Genomic DNA, 21,846 nt, shown 5'->3' with positions numbered 1-21,846 from the left:
CTAGATCTCTAGGCTCTACTCATTTCTTAAAGTTTGAAGCACATTTACTTCTGTGGCTTTTTTAGCTGGGTAATAAGACGAGATGGCCACGATAAATACAGCTCCAACGATGATAAGAACAAGATCTATCATAGATAGTTCAAGCGGCAGTTTGCTTGAGCCATAAACGTCAGCTGGCAAGTCTATGATATTAAAATTTCCAAGTAAAAATAGCCCTAAAAATCCAAGTATCAAGCCAAATATAATGCCACCTCCGCCGATAACTAGCCCTTGATAAAAAAAGCTTCTTTTTATCTCGCTTTTGCTAGCTCCAAGTGCTAGAAGCAAGGCGATCTCCTGCCTGCGGTTCATCACAGTCATTAGTAGTGAGCTTATGATATTTAGTGACGCCACAAGGATAATAAGCATCAAAACGATAAAAAGCGCTCTTTTTTCAAGTGCAAGTGCTGAGAAAAAGTTGCCATTTTGCTCCCACCAGCCAATTGCAACCGTGCCAGACGGAAGGCCTTCACGCACCCTTTTTATATCATCAAATGGCTTTTTTGAAAAGATATGAATACCATCATACACGCCATTTGGATAGTCCAAAATTTTCCTCAAAGCCTCGACCGAAGTATATGAAAAGGCTTTATCGTAGGCGATAAGCCCAGATGTAAATGAACCGCCAATATCAAAGCGCTTCATCTTTGGCGTTAGTGAAAAGCCAGCTGGGTCAGCCTTTGTAAAGATAAGCGTTAGTTTTTCATCGTTTCTTAGTCTAAACTCACTCGTTATGCCACTTCCCACAAGTATCTCAAAACCATCTAGCTCTTTATCTTTTAAAGCTTCATTTACGACTGAGTTTATCTGTTTTTCATCTTTAAAATTTACGCCATAAACCAGTCCGCCCTCAAGTGCATTTGCCGAGCGGTAAATGACCTGTGTGCTGATATATGGACTAAATTTAAGATCACTAAATTTAGCCTTTAGCTCATCAACAAAGTCATCATCAATAGAGCCCTTAAAGGCGCTTTGAACGGTTATTGGATAGTTCATAGTAAAAAGTTTACGCTCAAATTCTTTGTCAAATCCATTCATAATCGCCATCGCAACGATTAAAACCATAAGTCCGATGCTAACACCAAGAAAGGCAAGCAAGGCACTTAGAGTGATAAATGGCTGAGTTTTATCAAATCTTAAATATTTAAAAAGTAGATACTTTGGTAAGCTTGTCATCAAATAGCCTTTAAAAGATTAAGGCGCTTTTGGCGCCTTAAAAGTAGAAATTTTAAGCAAATATGCCTTTTTTAGGGCCACTTTTTCCGTGGCAATCTTTATATTTTTTACCACTTCCACAAGGGCATGGAGCGTTTCTTGGTATCTTTTTTTCAGGCGTGAAATTTTCATCCTCGCCTTGGTTGTTATAGCTTAAATTTTCATTTTCAGCATTTTGGCTAGCTTCAAGCATCATTCTAGCTTGCTCTTCTTGCTCCTCACGGCTCTTAAATCTTACAACCTGAAGCGTCTTAACACTCTCACTTTTTAGCCTGCTAACTAGCTCCATAAAGAGGTTATAGCTCTCTTTTTTGTATTCAACAAGCGGATCTTTTTGATTATACCCTCTAAGGCCGATGCCGGTTTTTAGGATATCCATTTGATAAAGGTGCTCTCTCCACGCATTATCAAGCACTTGAAGGTATAAAATTTTCTCTATCTCTTTTCTTTGATCTTCATTTAGCACGCTCATTTTTTCGTTATATCTTGCTTCAAAAATTTGCGCAAGCTTTTCTATTAGCTCATCATACTCTAGGCCTTTTAACTCGCTCTCGTCTATCTCTTCACCGCAGTCTGCAAGGATGATAGAGCATAAATTTTTAATATCAAAGTCATCTTTCAAGCCACCATGGAAAATTTCAGCCGTATCAAGTAAATTTGCAGCGTACTCTTTTCTATTTTGAGCTATCTTTTCGCTCATATCATAGTTTTTATCAAGTAGCTCGTCGCGGTATTTATAGATAGTCTTTCTTTGCTCATTTGCCACATCGTCATACTCAAGCAAGTGCTTTCTAGCCTCAAAGTGCAAGCTCTCAACTTTCTTTTGGGCATTTTCAACAGCTCTTGTTACCATTCGACTCTCGATGCTCTCGCCCTCATCGATACCAAGCCTATCCATGATCGCCTTTATGCGGTCACTACCAAAAATTCTTAAAAGATTATCTTCAAGACTTAGATAAAATCTACTCATGCCAGGATCGCCCTGACGTCCAGCACGGCCACGGAGCTGATTGTCTATCCTTCTACTCTCGTGCCTTTCAGTGCCGATGATATATAGACCGCCTAAATTTCTAACCTCATCATCGATCCTGATATCAACACCACGTCCAGCCATGTTTGTAGCGATAGTCACAGCACCTTTTACGCCAGCTTGTGCGATGATCTCGGCCTCTTTTTCGTGATTTTTAGCATTTAGCACAGAGTGTGGGATGCCAACTTTTTTAAGCATCTCGTGAAGCACCTCACTGCGCTCGATACTTGCAGTTCCCACAAGCACCGGCTGGCCCTTTTCATGAGCTTTTTTGATCTCGTCGATAACAGCCTTAAATTTCTCGTTTTGAGTTTTGTAGATAAGATCGTTTGAATCGATCCTTATAACTGGCACGTTTGTAGGTATCGAGATAACATCAAGGTTGTAAATTTGAGAAAACTCAGTAGCTTCAGTCTGAGCCGTACCAGTCATACCTGCAAGCTTTTTATACATCCTAAAGTAGTTTTGATATGTGGTATCGGCTAGCGTTTGGCTCTCTTCTTGAATTTTCACACCCTCTTTTGCCTCAAGTGCTTGGTGAAGTCCCTCGCTAAAGCGTCTGCCCTCGCTTAGACGTCCAGTAAATTCATCAACAATGACAACCTCGCCATCTTTTACGACGTAATGAACGTCTTTTTCAAAGAGGTTGTGCGCTTTTAGAGCTTGATCTAGGTGGTGGCTTAGTATGGCATTTTCAAGGTTATATAAATTTTCAACACCAAATAATTTTTCAGCCTTGCTTATGCCAGCTTCTGTGATCATTATCGTTCTATTTTTTTCATCTACTATAAAGTCCCCTGTTGGCTTTGAGCCTGGTACATTTGGATCGGCTGGAGTGCCTCTAGTAAGCTGTTTAGCGACCTGATCAGCTCTTATGTAGCCATCAAGTGTGCGGTTTGTTGGGCCTGATATTATCAGCGGTGTTCTAGCCTCATCTATCAAGATACTATCGACCTCGTCCACGATAACGAAGTTGTGGCCTCTTTGCACCTTTTGACCAGCTTCAAATTTCATATTGTCACGAAGATAGTCAAAGCCAAATTCTGAATTTGTGCCGTATGTTATGTCGGCGTTATAAGCAGCTTGTCTTACGTTATCATCGTATCCACCGCTTAGTATCACATCGACGCTTAAGCCTAAAAAGTTATAAAGCTCGCCCATTTGCGTAGCGTCACGCTTTGCAAGGTAGTCGTTTACAGTTACGACGTGCACGCCCTTGCCACTCATCGCATTTAATATAACTGGCAAAGTTGCCACCAAGGTCTTACCCTCGCCCGTTTTCATCTCAGCGATCCTACCCTCGTTTAGCACCATGCCACCTATTAGCTGTACGTCAAAATGGCGCATCTTAAGCACCCTTTTACTAGCCTCTCTAACGATTGCAAAAACATCATTTAAAATTTCATCTAAAGTGACTTTTTCTTCTACTACTTGGGCTTTTAGCTCATTAAATTTGATCTTAAGCTCATCGTCGCTCATCTTTTCATAAGTAGGCTCTAGCGCATTTATCTGTGCAACGCGTCTTATATACTTTTTGACTTCTCTATCGTTTTTTGTGCCAAAAATCTTTCTAAATACCGATGAAATCATTATTTTACCTTCCTAAATTTTTAAACTTTGGATCTTAGCATAGTTTAACTATTTATTTAATTAAACTGGGCTAGAATACGCCAAAAAAGGATAAAGAATGAGAAAATTTCTAGTTGCATCTCTAGTTGCAGTTTGCTCATTTGGTGCTGGCTTAAATTTCAAAAGCCTGCAAAGTGACTTTACGCAAACTGTATTTAGCGAAGGCAAAAGCATAAATTATAAGGGTAGATTTTACGCAAAAAACGACAATACTGCACTTTGGATATATGAAAGTCCAACGCCAAAGAGAATTTATTTTAACAAAGAGCGTGTGATCGTGATTGAGGACGAGCTTGAGCAAGCTATCATTTCAAAGCTTGATGATACGCCAAATTTGACACAAATCTTGGCTCATGCGGAGCAAATTCAACCAACACTTTACAAAGCAATATACGACGGAGTTGAGTACTTTATAACTATTAAAAACACGCTTCCAACGACGATTGACTATAAAGACAAGCTTTCAAATAAAATAAAGATAACCTTAAGCAATCCAGTAAAAGATGCGCTCATACCACAAGAGACGCTAACACCTGTCATTCCTCAAGGTTATGACATTGTAAATCAATAAATTTGGCTAGCTTTAGCCAAATTTACTCACTTCTCTCCAAAATCTTTTCCAAATTCTTGAACATTATTTAGATCAATAGGCTTTTGAACTACATCATTTGGATCTGGCGAGATGATGATCTCATTGCCTTTTTTCTTCTTTTCTGGTTTTGTTACAATCTCTTCATTAACACTTGGATCGGAGCATAAATTTTGGCTCTTTATTGCTTTTATGATCTCGCTTAGCTCAAGATTATTTATCACTTTTATATTTAAGATAAGTACATCATCGATATCAAGAGAGTGCTTTTTGGCTGCGTATTTTATGAAAAGCTCTTTAAATTTCTCTTTTCCCATTGAGGTTAAAATATCTTCCACGTAAAAGCTACCAACTATTATGTTTAAAGCATCAAGAACATACGCTTCATTCTCTTCAACATCACGTCCGACAACTTCAAGGTTCATATTTATCTTTTTTGTTAAATTTTGTCCAGCTTTTGAGTAGATATCTGTTTGAAAATCTCTTACTTTTAGCACGTCTGCAAATGCAAAAATACAAAAAGTAAGGCTTAAAAATAGCTTTTTCATAAATTCTCCTTAATATGCAAAAATACGTTTTCTTGGTAAAATTTCTTAACTTCGTCGTCAATTTTAACCACTTTTCTTAAATGCTGCCTAAAATCACTTTTTTTATCATAAAAAAGTTTTAAATTTTTAGGACTTACTGCACGAGAAAGTGCGACGTAGAGTTGTCCTTTGGCAAAAATATGGTTGATATTACAAATGAGCGAGTTTATGCTCATTCCTTGAGATTTGTGGATGGTTAGGGCATAGGCAAGCTTAAATGGAAACTGATGGAGCGATGCCTGTACATTTTCTTCGATCTCATCTTCGTTTAAATTTAACGAACTAAATATATAAGCGGCTTTTTCTATCTCACAAATTTCGCCGCTATCTTTTTTCACGATCACGCTTGAGATGATGCCATTTTCTTTTAAAATTTGCATGATCTTGCCTTGCTCTCCGTTGTAATATTCGCCCCATTTATTTGACGTAAAGATAATCTTAGCGCCTATCTTCATCTCCAAATCTCTTGAGATATTTAGTGTATTTGCCCATTTTTCAAACTCTTTTTTATCTAAATTTTCATCCAAAATGCTCACATCTGAGTTTGAAATTTCAAGTGGCGTATCAAGTTCTGAAAGCCTTTTTTGATTTAGCATTTCAGCCTCGGCGTTTCTACCAAAAAGCACACTCGTATCATCATCTGGCTCTATCTTGGTCACTCTTAAACTCTCTATATAACTCATTATTTCATCATCTAGCTCACCTACTCGCAGCCTAGAGAGAATCTCATAAAATTTAAGATCACTTGTGCGTTTTGAGATGAGAAGTTCGACATTTATAAATTTCATATCCTCCCACGCACTGGAGTTAAAAGCGTATAAAAAATTAAAAAGCCTATTTTCGTTTTGCTCCCTTTGCACTGGTGGAAGCTGATAAAAATCACCCACTATAAGCACCCTACCTTTAAATTTGGAAGTAAGTAGTCGGTATCTTATCATTTCCATTAAATCTGAGCTCACCATTGAAATTTCATCAATTACAAGCAGATCACATGCATCAAGCATATTTCTTAGCTTGCTTAGTTTATCTTTTTGATGATAGTCAAAGCGCCTTAGCTCCTCGTAGTCCTTGCAGTAGCCAAATTTAAAAAAACTATGCAAGCTAACTCCTCCAAGGCTAACGGCACTTATGCCAGTTGAGCCAAGAATGATGACGTTTTTAAAATTTTCTTTGTAGTGTCTTATGACGGAGGCGGTTAGATAGCTCTTGCCAACACCGCCGCCGCCTGTTAAAAAGACGTTTGAGCGAGATAAAATTTCTAAAATTTGCTCTAACATCTACTCAAACATCTCTGGGCGATACTCAAAGTGCATCGTATCAAAGTGCTTCCAGCGTCCGCCCCAGATAAATTTATGTTTTTCAAAAATACGCACTATCTTTTCAGGGATGAGGTTTTGATAGCCATTGCTCCACTGCCAGTAGTGGCTCTTTTTCACATTTATATCGATCGCAATACCGTAGCTGTGCGGACTCAAGCGGTTTGTGCCAGCGATGATGCGCCATTTAAATGTCCCGCCTGGATCTTTTAAATACTCAAGCAAGCTCGCATCACTTTTTACCATATCGTTTAGCTCGTTGCTTACGTCTTGTAAGGCGGTTGCGGCTCCGTTTTTAGAGTTAAATGGTAGTTTCATCGCAAGGCTATCTTTTAGCCAAACGACATCTACCAAATTTGCTTTTACCTCGCTCTCGCTTGAGCCATAAATTTTGCCTAAAAATTCATAATTTCTACATCTACCAGCATCGCTTAGTACGGTGCTAAGTGGCGAAAATGCAGCGTAATCAAGCACATTCATATCCTCTATATCAGCACCGATACTACACTCATCATCTTTTTGTTTAAAGTCATCATAGATAAATATTGTTCCATCACCAAATTTGACTAAATTATCCTCGACCTTAACATCATAAGCTCTTTGTAAAGCTGAAATTTTTCTAGCTTTATCACTTATTACATTTTCGGGCTTTATCACATTTATAGAATCGACCTTTGAAATAAGCAAATTTGAGTTTTGTATGTCGCTTCTGTTTTGTCCAATGTTTAACGTAGTTACTGCCGTAGCACCGATTAACGCTCTGCCGTTATTTTCGGTTTTTAACCCCCAAGCATCATGCACCACATATATATCATCGCCCTTGTATCCAGCATAGAGCATGATATGTCCTGGCAGATGCACAAGCGTAAGATATGGCACACCTTTTTCTTTTATCTCTTTTGTTTTAGCTGCGTTACTAAGCCCTTTTAGATCAAATTTTTGCCCCATATTTGCTTGAGCTTTTGAGTTTCTAGGTAGCCACACGCCAAAGCTAGCCAACAAATCTTTGGTAAAAAGCGAGCAATCTCTTAGCTTATCTACCCCGCCCCAACCATAAGGCTGAGTAAGAAGGGAGCTAATAAGTGTTTTTAGATTTGAGTCATTAAATTTAAGAGGGAAAAGAGCGCCAAGAGATTTTGGCAACACAAATTCTCTCAAGAGATTTCTTACATAAATTTTACCATAGTAGTTTTTACTATCCTGTGCCAAAACAGGCAGTATCGCCCCAACTCTTGAGTAAAATAAAAAATTTCCAGCCTTGTCATAAACTGGCATCTTGTCCGTTTTTATAGTTACAAAACTTGATTTTTGATAGGCATTTGCCTCATCATCGCTTATAAATTTTATATCCTCGACCTTTACCCAGCCCCAAACCGCATCATCACTAACAAACGCCCAAGCCCTGTCTTTAGAAAGATGTGAGACAAAAAGTGGATGAGCGATGCTTAGGGTTGATTCTTGCAGATAATCAAACGGATAGCCCTCGCCTGGAGTTTGCGGATTTAAAAATATCGGCTCATCGGTTGGAAAATTTCTTAAAGCTGTGTTTGCCGAAGTTAGAGCATAAGCAGAGATGCTTGAAAGAGCTGAGAAATTTGCATTGTCCTTTTGTGCGTCAAACCAGCTTTGAGGTATCTGTCTAAAATTTGAGCCAAAATACTTTCTCTTTTCGCTTGGTTTATATATATTAAATGCCCAAAAGACATCGTTTGGATTAAATTTTACGCCCCTTAATGTAAAAACCTTAAACCTTCTTTTTAAAATTTCTTCTTGGTCAAAGCTTGCACTTTGTATATTTTGCGGTAGCGACGAGGCATCTTGCTTCATTTCAAAATCAAGCAAACTAATGCGTTCATTTGGCTTATATACATTTTCATCTGGTAAAGAATTTTGCACACTTGGCTTTGGCTGGGTCTGCGAACATCCCAAAAACAAAGCAATACTAAACGCTAAAAATATACCCTTTTTCAACTTTTTTCCTTATCCTTAAAAATAGCTTCTACAATCAAAACAAAAACATAAAACATCTTTTCATCGTTGTTTTTACAAATTTGTTTCATAGTCTCATTCTCGCTTTTTACTTTTATGTCATTTGATTTTAAAATTTCTACAATATCAGAGCCAAATTTCTTTGAAAGCTCACCCACTTTTACATCATTTAGAGCGTTTAAAAATCTAGTAGTGTTACAATCCATCTGCACTGGCTTGTGATTTAATATATTTTTAAACTCAAGGCTTAATTTCTTTAACTTTTTCTTCTTAACATAACTATGGACAATCGTCAAAACAACCAAACTAAAGCCGAAGAAAATATGTAAATTTAGCGAATTTTTACTCATCTCCCCATTTAAGAAAAGAACGCCGCTCATAAAAAGACCGATCACACAGATAAAAAGAAACAACAAGATGATGTACTTAAAAATCACCTCAAGTATAATGTTGTCTTTTAGCCTATCAAACATCAAGTCCCACTATCTCATCTTCGCTGTAAACTAAAATTTCATTTTCTTTTAGCAGTTTTGCTGTGATGCCATCGCCTGAAATAAGCCTCTTACTAAAGCTTCCGTCATAAATTTGCCCACTTCCACAACTTGGACTTTTTGATTTTAAAATAGCCTTTTTACAACCATTTAGTTTGGCTATCTTTAGGCAAATTTCTGCTCCTTTTTTAAAATTTTCGCTCACATCTTTACCTGAAAATTTACAAACAACCGCACCATTTTTCATCTCAGCTGGCTCTCTTGGCGTACTAAGCCCACCGTAAACTTCAGGACAGACAAAAAGCAGATGATATCTCTTTGAAATTTCATCTAAAACATCTTTGTTTAAGAGATTATTTTCGCCGTTAAATTTGCAGTTTATGCCGACTAGGCAAGCGCTTATTAAGATTTTTTCTCTCAAAGTCCAGCTTCTTTTAAAAGTTCACCAGCATAAATTTCACGAAGTTTGCTTGAAATTTCTCCTACTTTTGCACCATTGATCGCCTTGCCATCAGCATAAACAACCGGCAAGAGTATGAGCGTCGCAGCCGAGATAAAGACTTCATCAGCACTATAAACTTCATCCATGCTAAATTTTCGCTCCTCTATCTTAAGGCCAATATCTTTAGCAATCTTTAAAAGTCTCATGCGGCGAATTCCTGGCAAAATTTCATTTGAAAGTGGTTTTGTAATTAAAGTTTTATCCTTGATAATAAAAGCACTTGAGCTACAGCCCTCTGTCACAAAGCCATTTTCCACCATAAAGCCCTCATCTGCACCTTTTTTGTGAGCTTCATTTTTAGCGTAGCACTGGGCCAGAAGTGAGATAGACTTGATGTCACGCCTTTTCCACCTGATATCCTCGACACTCACGACTTTTATGCCAGTTTTTGCAGCAGGATTGTTTAAAATTTCACTCTGGTAACAGAAAATAAAGACACTTGGTGTTAAATTTTCTATGAAATAGAAATTTCTAAACGCCACACCTCTTGTTACTTGCATGTAAATTCCGCCCTCTTTTAGGCCATTTTTAGTGATTATCTCGTTTAAGATCGCTTCAAATTTTTCCTTTTCGTATGGCAAACTTATATCTATTTCATTTAAGCTTCTTTCAAATCTCGCCCAAAATCCATCTTTATCAACCATTTTTGAATTTATCACAGGCACAACCTCATAAATTCCATCACCAAATATAAATCCTCTATCAAAAGCACTAACTTTTGCCTCGTCTTTTTGCAAAAATTCTCCGTTTAAAAAGACGGTTTGCAAAGCTTGATCTGCCATTTTTAGCTCCTTAAATTTTGGGCAAATTGTATCTAATTTTGTTTGAATTTATAGATTCTTAGATATAATTAGTCAAAATTTCAAAGGTAAAAAGTCTATAAAAAATGCAAGAAACTTTAAAAGATAGAATCATAAAAAACGTTTTTTTTGTTTCAAAACAGCCAGTTTTATTTAGGGATCTACTAGAAGCGAATGCCCTTTTTAACGAAGGTATGCTAATAGATGGAGCAAAGCTAAATTTTAGATTTAACCACATCAAGCTCTATCAGATTTACGCACTTATCTGTTTTGTCATTTTATTTCCATTGTTAATCATCACGCATCATTTTTTAGCAAAAACTGATGCGCATATATCGATAATAGCGACTGCTGTCGTCACATCAGCCGTTTTTATTGGCTTTGATATGTTTAAAGTCTGGGCCAGAAGAGAGATGAGTGAAGAGCTTATAAAAAAGGCTTGGAGCGTGCATTTTCCATATTTTGCCTACGAAAAATATTCAAGCAAGGTTGAAGAAATTTATAACACCGCTCTTAAAAATGATGTTTCAAAAAAAGATTTAGAACAATATATATATGAAAAGCTAATTTCTCAAAAAGAGAGCGCTGAGTAAATTTCATTTTGCCCTAAAGTAACTCGTAAAATTAACTTTTTAGCGTTTTCGTCTTTGCAAAGTAGTTTCGCTTCTATATCACTTATAAAGTAATATGGAAGCTTCTTGATCTTTTTATCTAGCATTAAAAATCTATCTGAGATGATTTTTACATCATTTTGCAAGGTTTTTTCTCTTTTAACTCGTCTAAGTTTAAATAATTTCTAAGTTTAACCAGATCGCTATTTATATCATCAAGCTTGCTAGCTATAAATTTTGCATTTTTCATACTATCATTGTCTAAATTTTTACTAACTTTGATAGCGTTGTTTAGCTCATTTAACGATCCCAAAACCCCTTTTTCATCCGTGCTAAAAGCATCTTTGTTTGATTCATTTAGAGAAATTTGCACTAAATTTCTAAAACACATCAAGGCACTGCTTAAGCTATCTTTTATAGTTGTATAGTCATTTTTCCTAGTTAGCAAATATGTGACAAAAACTATCACAAAACCAGCCGCCACATCAAGTAATCTATCAACCATAAGAGCTAAAAAGTCTCTTTTTATAAGCGAAAAAATGGCTGTAAATTCAAACATAAAAGCCGTTGCAAAGACAATTTGCTTATAGGCTTTAAGGTAATAAACCAAAAACATACCGATAAAGACAACCACGTAAAATGCGTATGATTCACCCATAAATTTCACAAAAACAAGTGCGATAAAAAAGCCGATAACTCCGCCAAGAAGGCTATCTCTGCCAGCATTTTTTAAAGCATCTTCGTCGCTTTTGTTTAAGCTCATCACAGCTATGGCGATCCAAATTCCATGATTTATATGCATAGCCTGCGCTATAAAAATGGCTAGCGACATACAAATGGCAAGTCTTAAAGACTCTTTTAATATTTCATTTTTTAAATTTATTTTTTTAAATGCCTCTTTTAGCGTGATCTTTTTTGTGTTATTAAAAGAGAGCTTATCCTCGCCGCCCTCTTTTATAAGCAAAAATTTATCATAAAGCACACCAAGCGAGCTTGCAAAAATTTTAAAATTTGAGTTTTTAGCTAAATTTAGCGCTTCAAATTTTAGCTTTGGAGTTTGATTTTTAAAGATATTTTTAAGTTCAAAAAGATTGTAAGCGATCTCATTTTTGACCTCTTCTAAAAGCCTCTTCTCCTCTATCCTCATCAAATGTTGCCTCCAGCGAACGAAGCAAGATGACGATCTCTTCGACCTTGTATAGATAAAAGACCGCTCTAGCCTGGTTTCTAACTAGCTTTATATCTTTTAAATTTAAGCTCTGGCTGGCAAAAATTTCTTTGGCTTTATCGACTAAATTTATAGTATTTAAAATGCTTGGCTTAAACTCTCTTGTGCCTAAATTTTTACTAGACAATATGGCGTTATCCAGCAAAAAGCCGATACTTTTTTTGGTAAATTTGCCGTATTTGCCAAAATTTTCAAATTTAATGATGATACTTAACACGCCAGCAAGCGCCATCGCACCAATAGCGTCTAATACATCTAGCCCAGCGGCCGACTTCGTGACAAAGGCAACTAGTCCGGTTGCATTTACTGCGAGCAAGATTTTATTTAAATTTGCGCTAAAAATTTGACTGATAGAGATGATAAAAACCCAGATAAAAACGATCGGTGCTAGCCAAATTCCAAGGCTCATAAGGGGTGCAACAAAGGGCATAAATAAAGATGAAAGAGCGATATAAAGTAGCAAAAAAGCAAGCTTGCTGCTATCTTTACACTCAAGCGCGCTGATAAAAAATATACCCATCGTGATATTTACGGCCATGACTGCGCCGCTGATACCAAAGAGATGAAAGCACAAAAAGCAGTTAAAAGCGATGGTCGTGGCAGCTTTTAGCGAGTAGATGAGCTGGAAATTTGCAGGGTCGTAGTAGTGAATGAAGCTTTTAAATTTCTTAATTATTTCCATTGACGCTCTTGCATATTGTTTAAAATTTGATTTTTATAACGCAAATTTTCGAGCTTTATATTAAGAGCTCTATTTTCCTCTAAAAGCATATCTCGCTTACCGCTAACATCCGCTATATCTCTACTTATATAATAAATTTGATTTGCTATGTAAATTTTTGGCAAAAATAGAGCCAGCGCTATAAAAACCGCCAGATAGACCATCACTAGCGTCTTAAAGCTTAAATTTACCTCACGTTTTTGCTCCTCATCGTGAAGTGTTAGTAGCTCTTCTTTTTCTTGCATCTTTATCCTTTTATCTTAAAAACACGCAGTTTTGCGCTCTTACTTCGTGAGTTTTGCGCTAGCTCACTTTGGCTCGCTGTTAGTGGCTTTTTGGTTAAAATTTCTCCTAGTTCGTGATTGTTTCCGCATTCACATCTATAAACACCAGGTAGGCAGATACAGCTATTCGCCCATCTTTTAAAGCGCTCTTTTACGATCCTATCTTCAAGCGAGTGAAATGTAATAATCGCCACAAGACAATCTTTAAACCCACATTTTTCTATACTATCAAGTAAATTTGTTAGCTCATCTAGCTCACCATTTACCTCTATCCTAATCGCTTGAAAGGCGAGTATCGCAGGACTAACTCCGCGCCCTTTTATCTGGGCTGTACCTATTAAATTTGCAAGCTCTTTTGCACTTGTTATCTTGGCTAAATTTCTAGCATTTATTATCTTGTTTGCGATCCCAGAGGCATTTTTTAGCTCGCCATAATCCCTAAAAATCCTAACTAACTCATCAAACGAGTAGTCATTTACCACGTCATAGGCGCTAAAATCTCGCTCTTTATCCATGCGCATATCAAGAGTGTTTGAGCCGATACTAAAGCCCCTATCATCTTTATCTATCTGCAGCGAACTAACGCCAATGTCGGCTAAAATTCCTCTAACATTTAAAATTTCATCACCGCTAAGCTTACTAATAAGCTCAGAGAAATTGCTCTTATAAATTTTCACTCTGCTACCAAATGGCTCAAGTTTTTTTAGTGAAAAATTTATAGCTTCGTTATCTCTATCACAGGCAATTAAATTTAAATTTTCATTTTGAGATAAAATGGCACTAGAATGCCCAGCATATCCAAGCGTACAATCTATAAAATTTCCATTTAAATTTTTAAAAAAAGATAGAACTTCATCGAGTAAAACACTAATATGTGGACTTTGCAACGCTGCCTCTTTATAGTAAATAGTGTGGCAAATTTATCGAAATTTTACTTAAAAAGCTATCATTACACAAAATTTTACATAAATTTTAAGATAGCTTAAATATAATCGCTTAAACGTAGGAGAAAAAATGGAGCTAGAACACTCAATAAATGAGATAAAAACGATATCACTTTCTATGTTTAGAAAGAATTTTTTTGGCGTCTTTCACGGCTCGATTTCAGCAAGAGTCGAAAAAAATCAATTTATAATCAATAAACAAAATGCCATTTTTGATAATTTAAAAGATGATGACTTGACGCTTCTTTCATCAAAAAAAGACTATCGTTGGAATGAAGCTAGTCTTGATGCTGATATACACTTAAATATTTATAAAAATATAAATGAGGCAAGATTTGTTTGCTACGCAATGCCACCATACGCAACTGCCTACGCAATGAAACATGAAAAAATCGTACCGAAAGATTATTTTGGGTATATGAGATTTAATGAAATTTTAGTCTATGATCCAAAACAATATGACGACTGGTATGAGCGTGCAGAAACTGAAATTTATAGATATATGCTAGAAAAAAATACAAATATTATTATCGTCAAAGGGTATGGCATTTACGCATACAGTAGAAGCCCTCAGCTTCTTGCAAAAGAGATAGCTTTGCTAGAAAATAGCTGCAAATTGCTTCATTTAACTAGTGGTTATAGCGATTATAGTATTTAAAAATTTTGCTAACAATACTAAAAAATTGTTAGCAAAATTCTTTACAAAGGTATTTTTAAAGCCCCTATTTTAAGCTTATTTAAGGCAATTTTATATAATATATCATACAAATTTCGTTAGTCTTTTAAAGGAAAATTTAATGTTGTCTTGGATGCAAAAACATAAAAAATACCTAGTTGTTACCATTTGGGTAAGTACAATAGCCTTTGTTGGAGCAGGCTTTGTAGGCTGGGGAGCATATGATTTAAACAGCAATCGAGCCACTTCAGTAGCAAAAGTAGGACATAGAAATATAAGCATTCAAGAACTGCAACAAAAATACGATAGTTTATATCAATACTATAATAATCTTTTTGATGGCAAATTAACACAAGAAAAGGCTAATGAGTTAGGATTACAAAATGCTGCACTTCAGGCTACAATTCAAGAGAATTTACTATTAAATTTTGCAGACGATATAGGTCTTAGTGTTAGCAAAGATGATATTTTAAAATATATAATCGTTGATCCAACATTTCAAAAAGATGGTGCTTTTGATAAAAATTTATACTACGATATTTTAAGAAGAGCCAGAATAAACCCAACCGATTTTGAAGAAAATTTAAAACTAACAATACTACTTGATAAACTTAGAACTATTTTAAATTTACCAGCCAACAAAGAAGACATTGCAATGATGGAAGCAAGCTTTTTTATGCAAGACAAATTAGCAATACAGATAATAAATGCTAATCAAAGTGATATAAAAATAGATGAAAAAGAGCTAAAGGATCTTTGGGAAACAAATAAAAACAACTATATGACAAAGACCATATACGGTCTAGAAACATACTTTATAGAGTCAAATAAAAATGATGTAAATCAAACTACTTTGAGTGACTACTATAATGAAAATAAGGAGAGATATAAAGGCTCTGATGATAAAATCAAATCATTTGACGAAGTAAAGACTGAAGTTATTAAAGACTACAATATCGAGAAAAGTAAGACTGATGCTTTAAAAAAATATACCTCTATCAAAAAAGCCGAGCTTGCAACAAATGAATTTGTTAGTGTAAATGAAGATAATGCGACATTCTCGCTTGATGAAATAAAAGGGGCAAAAGTTGGTGAGGTTATAAAACCATTTACATATAAAGATGGATATTTGATAGTTAGGGTAAAAAGCATAACTCCTCCACAACCTATGAGTTTTGAACAAGCAAGAGCAATGGTACTTGAAATTTACAAAGATAAAAAGAAAAAAGAAAACTTAACAACTATGGCAAAAGAGTCTTTACAAAATTTCAAAGGAACTGATATAGGCTTTATTAGTAGAGATATAAATAGCTCTATCTCAGGACTAAATGAAAGTGAGACTAGAGCTTTTGTTTCTCAACTTTTTGAAACTAACAATAAAAAAGATTATGTTATATTAGAGGATAAGGCCGTTATATACGATATTTTGGAACAAAGGTTGCTTGTAGATAATATGGATAATAACTATAAGCAAATAACACAGCAAAACGTTACAATGCTTAAAAATAATGAGTTAATAAAAGATTTAACAAACAAACTGAAAAAATACTATGAAATTAAAGAATATATCAAAAGGTAATTTATCTTGAGTACAAAAATTTTAGGTATAGATATCGGCTCTTTCCAGATTTGTGCAGTAATAGCACAACATGATGAAAATGGTATTAAGATAATTGGAATTGGAACTGAAAAAACACAAGGAATAAGAAAAGGTGTTATAACCAATATTGAGCAAGCTGCAAAGTCAATAAAAAATGCATTAATAGAAGCACAAAGAGTTGCAGGAACACGCTATGAAAAAGTCATAGTTTCTATTTCTGGTGCGTATACAAAAAGCGTTGACAGTAGTGGTGTAGTAAATATACCAAATCATGAAATAGGTATAAAAGAGATCGAACGTGCTATGCAAATGGCCGATCATACAGCTGATATACCTCATGAGTATGAAAAGCTACATGTTCTTCCTTACAATTTTAAAGTAGATGGACAAGAACATATTGAAGATCCAATAGGCATGAATGGTAGCAGGCTAGAAGTTCAAACACATATTGTTACAGTACAAAAGTCATCTATTAGCAACCTAAGAAAAGCCGTAAATTTAGCAGGTGTTCAACTAGATAACATAGTCCTTTCAGGATATGCTTCTGCGATAGCAACATTAACAAAAGATGAGAAAGAGCTTGGTGCTGCACTTGTTGATATGGGTGGTGCTACTTGTAATCTTGTAGTGCATTCTGGAAATTCTATAAGATACAATGAATTTTTACCTGTTGGCTCAGCAAACATTACAAATGATCTTTCTATGGCTCTGCATACACCACTTCCAAAGGCAGAAGAGATAAAATTAGGCTATGGCGCTTTAATAAATAAGTCAGTTGATCTAATAGAGCTCCCGATCCTTGGAGATGAAACAAAAAGCCACGAAGTTTCACTAGACATAATATCAAATGTTATATATGCCAGAGCAGAAGAAACCCTTATGGTACTTGCTAAAATGCTAGAAGATAGCGGCTATAAAGATAGCATTGGTGCTGGAATAATACTTACTGGTGGTATGACTAAGTTAGAAGGTATTAGAGATCTTGCATCCGCGATATTTGACAAAATGCCAGTTCGTATAGCAAAACCAAAAGAGATGGATGGATTATTTGAAATTTTAAGAGATCCAGCAAATTCTTGTGCTATAGGGCTTTGTTTGTATGGTGCTGGCAACTTTAGCCCATACGAGATTGATTCTGAGAAAAAAATGAGATACCAAGGGGAAATAGCCTCAAAACCGAAAGCAAATTTTAGAAATGTTTTTGTAGAAGAAGAAAACGTACAAAATTTTGGACAAGAGGTGCAGGATCCAAATGAAAAAGAGGATAGTTTTTCTGATAAAGATTTTGAATTAGAGATAGCAAATAAATCAAAAAACAAAGAAGAGCTTGCCAATATTGCAGATATTAGCAAACAAGAAAAAAAGCCAAATGCTTTTGCAAAATTTTGGTATAGTATTACACAATTATTTTAAGGAGAATTTCAAAAATGAGTAGCTTCACAGTAGAAGAAAATAAAAGCATCTATGGTGCAAAGATAAAGGTCGTAGGTGTAGGTGGAGGTGGTGGCAATATGGTCAACCACATAATAAGAGTTAATCCAAATTTAAATATAGATCTTATTGTTGCTAATACAGATGCTAAGGCTCTTGAAAATTCTCTTGCACATACAAAAATTCAACTAGGCGAGAAAACAACAAAGGGCCTAGGTGCAGGCATGAGACCTGAAATAGGAAAAGCTGCTGCTGAAGAGAGCTACGATGAAGTAAAAAGTGCACTTGAGACATCAGATATAGTTTTCATTGGTACAGGACTTGGTGGTGGAACTGGTACAGGCGCAGCTCCAGTAGTTGCTCAAGCTGCAAAAGACATTGGTGCGCTAACAGTTGCAGTTGTTACTATGCCTTTTATGTTTGAAGGAAAAAAACGTAGAAAATTGGCTGATTGCGGCCTTGAAGAACTTAGAAAAGAAAGCGATTCTATTGTAGTCATTCCAAACGATAAACTCCTAACATTAATTGATAAAAATGCTGGCATAAAAGAAAGCTTTGAAATGGTTGATGAAGTACTTGCAAGAGCCGTCAATGGTATGAGTACGATCGTACTTGACTCAGGAAAAAGCGACATAAATCTAGACTTTGCAGATGTTAGAACGATTATGAGCCATAGAGGACTAGCTTTAATGGGTGTTGGCGAAGCAAGTGGCGAGGATGCAGCGCAAGAAGCTATAAAAAATGCTATACAATCACCACTTCTTGATAACATGACAATAAATGGTGCATTTGGTATTTTAGTTCATTTTAGAATAAGCCCTAGTTGCCCACTAGCTGATATCAATAATGCGATGAGTATTATTCATGAGGCAGCGGATGAAGATGCTGAAATTATATTTGGTACAACAACTGATGACAAAATAGAAGACAATAAAGTTGAAGTTACAATAATAGCAACAGGTTTTCAAAGCTCACAAAAAGAAGCTGAAAAAAAAGATGAAATACAAACTTCTAATGCAAACGATATTATAAAAAAAGAGCGTATATTAAGACTTAAAAAAGTTAGTGGTGGATATGACGAAGACTATATGTCACAACTTGATGTGCCATCATTTATGCGCCATCAAATGGACTAATAAAAAACAAACTCCTTAAAATTTCTAGAGAGCTTTTGCTCTCTAGCAAATCTAAAAACTTAAAATTTAAACTCCAAGTTGTGCTTTTACAAAATCGCTTGCCATTTGTATATTCCACTCAGGCTCCCAGACAAGATCGATCTCACACTCTTTGACACCTTCTATATCGAGCACGGCAGTTTCTACCCAGCCAAGTATCATTTCGTGCAGTGGGCAAGATTTGGTTGAAAGCGTCATAGTAACTTTTGCTTTTCCATTCTCATCGCAGCTCGCATCATATATAAGTCCGAGCGAAACGATATCAAAGCCAACTTCTGGATCAACGATATTTGACAGCGCGTTATAAATTTTTTCTTTCATTTTTTATCCTTTAAAACCAGTAAATCTAAAAATATTTATTATATTTATCGATAGCAAAACTATACTAAGAGCTATAAACATCATACTAGCTTGCACTAAAATTTCTAGTTCAAAGCAAGTTGAGAGAAGATAGCAAAGAAGCGAGATAACATTAAAAGCTATACCAAAATAAGCTATCTTTTTTAGTATCATGGCATCAAGAAGTGGCACTTTTACCTTTCCGACAAAAGGTGCTACGTAGTGATACCATATTAGAAATGGTGCGATCTTGTAAAGATGAGCTACGATAAAAGCAAACAAAAAGCCATATATTAAAAAATATGCAGCTAAATTTAATTTGCCTAAAGCTATAAAAACAGTAGCACCAAGCAAAGCAACCAACGAAAGTACGATATTTACATTCCAGTAATCATACGCCTTTCTAACGCGTTTTTTTAAAATATAAAGTGCTTGAGCTATAAAAAGTAAAGCTGCCACACATATTGACAAAACAGACAAATTTTCATTAAAAGCTAGTAAGATACCACCCAAAATATAACATGCTAGTGAGGCTTTACTAAGTGTAAATTTTAGATCATGAGCTAGTGCAAACATAGGTAAGAGTACACTAGCAGCTCCAAGTATCACAAGAAACACAAATCCCAGTACAAAATAAACGTGAAATTTTAGTGTCATCTCAAAATCAAGCATCAGCGTGCCACTAAGTATCATAAGCAAGCAAAAACCAAGCGTTATTCCAATTACCAAAAAGATAGCTGAAACAAAAAGTGCAAAGGTCGCAAAGCTCTTTTTTTCATTATCCATAAAGCTTAATGCATAAGTCGTAGCAAAAAAAGCAAGCGAGCAAAAAAGCAAAACTCCACTAATTTGTAAAATTTTAGTCTCAGCAAATAACATCCCGTAGCACATGCCCAGCAATGATAGACAAAAAATAGCCAAATTTAAAATAGCACCTTTTGCTGTAAAAAATGGCTTTTCTAAGATGACTGAGGTTAGCTGATAAAGTGCTCCGATGATAATGCTCATAACAAAACCAACAAAAAATATATGCAAAAAACCAGCTGTATTTAGCGATCTAATCGCATCAAAATCTGTATAAAAAAATGCCGGCACACTTAATGCTAAAAAGAAAATTCCAGCAATAAAATATCCACCAACTAACTTAAATGGTGGTGCGTAAGTATTTAAAAGCATCTTAGTGGCAAAGACTCATATCTACGTCTTCTATGTTTGCACCGTCTTTTAGGCTAAAAATCATCTTTACAGCCCCACCATCTATATCTTCACGCTCTATATCAAAGCTCTTATCTATCTTTGGTATAAGACCAGCTGGAAATTTATGATTTAGCATCATAATTTTTGTGTTTTTATCAGCAAATTTAATAGCGATTAATGCATTGACCATTGGCTCTGGCGGCACGCAAGGACGTGAGTCAAAGCCAACAAAATTTACACCATTTTCATTAAATTTATAAAATGGCACGGTTGCACCATCGACATTAAACTGCTCCGCATTTTTGAAAAAATCGCTCATTTTTTCTCCTTTTAATTTTGGAGAATTATACTCTGATTAAACTTTTCAAACTATTGATTTGCTTCAACAAAAGCTATTTTACATAAGGTATAAATTCCTCATACCCTAGTCTTGCCATATCTTCAAGCGGTATAAATTTAAGGCTCGCACCGTTTATGCAATATCTTAGCCCACCCTTATCGCTTGGGCCATCGTCAAAAACATGCCCAAGGTGCGCGTCACTATTTTGAGACTTAACTTCGACCCTTTTCATCATAAAAGAGTTGTCCTCCTTATATGAAAGAGCTGTTGTCGTGATAGGCTTTGTAAAGCTTGGCCAACCACATCCTGCATCAAATTTATCTGCACTTGAGAAAAGTGGCTTTCCACTCGTTATATCTACATAAATGCCTTTTTGATCAAATTTATCATACTCGCTGCTAAACGGCCTCTCAGTCGCTGCTTCTTGCGTCACGGCATACTGCTCGCTACTTAAATTTTTCTTTAGCTCATCTTTACTAAGCGGTTTAAATTTCGCCTCATCGTAAAGCGGTTTATCGGCTAAACCTAGATCGATGTGACAATATCCAAAAGGATTTTTATCAAGATAATCTTGATGATACTCCTCACCTAAGACGAAATTTTTAAGTGGCGCTACCTCAACCACGATCTTATCTTTAAATTTCTTTTGCTCTATTTTCATAAAGCTCTCTATCGTTGGCAGATCACTTTCGCTCACATAGTAAATTCCGCTTCTATACTGCCTACCGACGTCATTGCCTTGTTTATTTAGCGATGTCGGGTCGATCACTCTAAAAAAGTGAGCCAAAATTTCAGCCAAAGCGACTCTATTTTCGTCGTATTTTACATAAAGTGTCTCAGCATGATCGCTCTCATGAAGCTCGCGGTAGCTAGTATTTTCGCTCTTGCCATTTGCGTAGCCTACCTTTGTATCCACTACGCCAAATATCTTTTTAAAATACCCCTGCATACCCCAAAAGCAACCGCCTGCTAGATAAATTTCTTTTAAATTTTGCCCTGCCATCGTCTGCTCCTTTATAAGCTCATCTTTTGCCATCAAATTTAGACCAAAAAACACTGCCGCCATTAAGATAAATTTTAAGATATTTTTCATTCTATCTCCTTTCGTTTTTG

22 protein-coding genes and 2 pseudogenes are annotated in these 21,846 nt (G+C 35.8%); 6 read left to right on the top strand and 18 right to left on the bottom strand.

Features of this window, described 5'->3' with window-relative positions:
* Positions 1–15: 15 nt before the first annotated feature.
* The 3 genes and pseudogenes from CCON33237_RS03965 to secA all read right to left on the bottom strand — a co-directional run.
* Complete coding sequence (locus CCON33237_RS03965; protein ID WP_054196483.1) at positions 16–1,215, bottom strand: ABC transporter permease; 1,200 nt, start codon at positions 1,213–1,215, stop codon at positions 16–18.
* A 52-nt stretch (positions 1,216–1,267) separates the two neighbouring features.
* A pseudogene (locus tag CCON33237_RS10090) lies at positions 1,268–1,369 on the bottom strand (SEC-C metal-binding domain-containing protein); the annotation flags it as partial.
* A 108-nt stretch (positions 1,370–1,477) separates the two neighbouring features.
* A pseudogene (gene secA / locus CCON33237_RS03960) lies at positions 1,478–3,874 on the bottom strand (preprotein translocase subunit SecA); the annotation flags it as partial.
* 97 nt (positions 3,875–3,971) lie between these two features.
* On the opposite strand from secA, the gene lolA reads away from it, so the two are divergent.
* Positions 3,972–4,484, top strand: a complete 513-nt coding sequence (gene lolA / locus CCON33237_RS03955) for a LolA-like outer membrane lipoprotein chaperone (RefSeq protein WP_054196481.1) — start codon at positions 3,972–3,974, stop codon at positions 4,482–4,484.
* 26 nt (positions 4,485–4,510) lie between these two features.
* Here the strand turns inward: lolA and CCON33237_RS03950 are convergent, their stop codons facing one another.
* The 6 genes from CCON33237_RS03950 to CCON33237_RS03925 are packed head-to-tail and all read right to left on the bottom strand — an operon-like array spanning position 4,511 to position 10,169.
* Positions 4,511–5,050: a hypothetical protein gene (locus CCON33237_RS03950; protein ID WP_054196480.1), complete on the bottom strand. Its 540-nt coding sequence runs from the start codon at positions 5,048–5,050 to the stop codon at positions 4,511–4,513.
* A complete protein-coding gene (locus CCON33237_RS03945; RefSeq protein ID WP_054196479.1) occupies positions 5,047–6,366 on the bottom strand; it encodes an ATP-dependent DNA helicase in 1,320 nt (439 codons plus the stop codon). Before CCON33237_RS03945 ends, CCON33237_RS03950 begins: the two co-directional genes overlap by 4 nt.
* Entirely contained in the window at positions 6,367–8,376 is a 2,010-nt protein-coding gene (locus tag CCON33237_RS03940; protein WP_081004430.1) for a bifunctional C40 family peptidase/M15 family metallopeptidase, read from the bottom strand.
* Complete coding sequence (locus CCON33237_RS03935; RefSeq protein WP_054196478.1) at positions 8,373–8,867, bottom strand: hypothetical protein; 495 nt, start codon at positions 8,865–8,867, stop codon at positions 8,373–8,375. Before CCON33237_RS03935 ends, CCON33237_RS03940 begins: the two co-directional genes overlap by 4 nt.
* A complete protein-coding gene (locus CCON33237_RS03930) occupies positions 8,860–9,306 on the bottom strand; it encodes a 2-thiouracil desulfurase family protein (RefSeq protein WP_054196477.1) in 447 nt (148 codons plus the stop codon). Before CCON33237_RS03930 ends, CCON33237_RS03935 begins: the two co-directional genes overlap by 8 nt.
* Positions 9,303–10,169: a D-amino acid aminotransferase gene (locus tag CCON33237_RS03925; protein ID WP_054196476.1), complete on the bottom strand. Its 867-nt coding sequence runs from the start codon at positions 10,167–10,169 to the stop codon at positions 9,303–9,305. Before CCON33237_RS03925 ends, CCON33237_RS03930 begins: the two co-directional genes overlap by 4 nt.
* 104 nt (positions 10,170–10,273) lie before the next feature.
* Here CCON33237_RS03925 and CCON33237_RS03920 point away from each other — a divergent pair, with 104 nt between their 5' ends.
* A complete protein-coding gene (locus tag CCON33237_RS03920) occupies positions 10,274–10,780 on the top strand; it encodes a hypothetical protein (RefSeq protein WP_054196475.1) in 507 nt (168 codons plus the stop codon).
* Here the strand turns inward: CCON33237_RS03920 and CCON33237_RS09635 are convergent.
* From CCON33237_RS09635 to rsmH, 5 genes are read right to left on the bottom strand one after another with little or no spacing between them, the layout of a single operon-like run.
* Positions 10,759–10,944 (bottom strand): hypothetical protein, encoded by a 186-nt coding sequence (locus CCON33237_RS09635; RefSeq protein ID WP_169748875.1) that lies wholly within the window; start codon positions 10,942–10,944, stop codon positions 10,759–10,761. The genes CCON33237_RS03920 and CCON33237_RS09635 overlap by 22 nt on opposite strands.
* The gene (locus tag CCON33237_RS09630) at positions 10,929–11,945 is read right to left on the bottom strand and encodes an FUSC family protein (protein ID WP_169748874.1); all 1,017 of its coding nucleotides are present in this window, start codon (positions 11,943–11,945) and stop codon (positions 10,929–10,931) included. Before CCON33237_RS09630 ends, CCON33237_RS09635 begins: the two co-directional genes overlap by 16 nt.
* Complete coding sequence (locus CCON33237_RS09625) at positions 11,902–12,708, bottom strand: hypothetical protein (protein WP_169748873.1); 807 nt, start codon at positions 12,706–12,708, stop codon at positions 11,902–11,904. Before CCON33237_RS09625 ends, CCON33237_RS09630 begins: the two co-directional genes overlap by 44 nt.
* Complete coding sequence (locus CCON33237_RS03910) at positions 12,699–12,992, bottom strand: hypothetical protein (RefSeq protein ID WP_054196474.1); 294 nt, start codon at positions 12,990–12,992, stop codon at positions 12,699–12,701. The genes CCON33237_RS09625 and CCON33237_RS03910 overlap by 10 nt, the downstream gene beginning before the upstream one ends.
* Positions 12,993–12,994: 2 nt before the next feature.
* A complete protein-coding gene (gene rsmH, locus CCON33237_RS03905) occupies positions 12,995–13,918 on the bottom strand; it encodes a 16S rRNA (cytosine(1402)-N(4))-methyltransferase RsmH (RefSeq protein ID WP_054196473.1) in 924 nt (307 codons plus the stop codon).
* 127 nt (positions 13,919–14,045) lie between these two features.
* Here rsmH and CCON33237_RS03900 point away from each other — a divergent pair, with 127 nt between their 5' ends.
* The 4 genes from CCON33237_RS03900 (at position 14,046) to ftsZ (ending at position 18,818) form a co-directional block, all read left to right on the top strand.
* Entirely contained in the window at positions 14,046–14,633 is a 588-nt protein-coding gene (locus tag CCON33237_RS03900; protein WP_054196472.1) for a class II aldolase and adducin N-terminal domain-containing protein, read from the top strand.
* Between the two features lie 139 nt (positions 14,634–14,772).
* Positions 14,773–16,230, top strand: coding sequence for a peptidylprolyl isomerase (locus CCON33237_RS03895; protein WP_054196471.1), 1,458 nt, complete (start codon positions 14,773–14,775; stop codon positions 16,228–16,230).
* Positions 16,231–16,236: 6 nt separating this feature from the next.
* Positions 16,237–17,664 (top strand): cell division protein FtsA, encoded by a 1,428-nt coding sequence (gene ftsA, locus CCON33237_RS03890; RefSeq protein ID WP_021090773.1) that lies wholly within the window; start codon positions 16,237–16,239, stop codon positions 17,662–17,664.
* Between the two features lie 14 nt (positions 17,665–17,678).
* On the top strand, positions 17,679–18,818 hold the full coding sequence (ftsZ, locus tag CCON33237_RS03885; protein WP_054196470.1) for a cell division protein FtsZ: 1,140 nt from the start codon (positions 17,679–17,681) through the stop codon (positions 18,816–18,818).
* Positions 18,819–18,884: 66 nt separating this feature from the next.
* On the opposite strand, the gene CCON33237_RS03880 is transcribed toward ftsZ, so the two are convergent.
* The 4 genes from CCON33237_RS03880 to msrB all read right to left on the bottom strand — a co-directional run bounded on the left by CCON33237_RS03880 (position 18,885) and on the right by msrB (position 21,826).
* Positions 18,885–19,178 (bottom strand): metal-sulfur cluster assembly factor, encoded by a 294-nt coding sequence (locus CCON33237_RS03880; RefSeq protein WP_021091019.1) that lies wholly within the window; start codon positions 19,176–19,178, stop codon positions 18,885–18,887.
* Between the two features lie 3 nt (positions 19,179–19,181).
* Entirely contained in the window at positions 19,182–20,372 is a 1,191-nt protein-coding gene (locus tag CCON33237_RS03875; protein ID WP_054196469.1) for a hypothetical protein, read from the bottom strand.
* 1 nt (position 20,373) lies between these two features.
* Positions 20,374–20,712: a hypothetical protein gene (locus CCON33237_RS03870; protein WP_054196468.1), complete on the bottom strand. Its 339-nt coding sequence runs from the start codon at positions 20,710–20,712 to the stop codon at positions 20,374–20,376.
* Positions 20,713–20,785: 73 nt separating this feature from the next.
* Complete coding sequence (gene msrB / locus CCON33237_RS03865; protein WP_054196467.1) at positions 20,786–21,826, bottom strand: peptide-methionine (R)-S-oxide reductase MsrB; 1,041 nt, start codon at positions 21,824–21,826, stop codon at positions 20,786–20,788.
* Between the last annotated feature and the right edge of the window lie 20 nt (positions 21,827–21,846).

This window comes from Campylobacter concisus, assembly GCF_001298465.1.
GTDB lineage: Bacteria > Campylobacterota > Campylobacteria > Campylobacterales > Campylobacteraceae > Campylobacter_A > Campylobacter_A concisus.
Note: the sequence above shows the minus strand (reverse complement) of the source record. Positions and strands in the feature narration are given on the sequence as shown.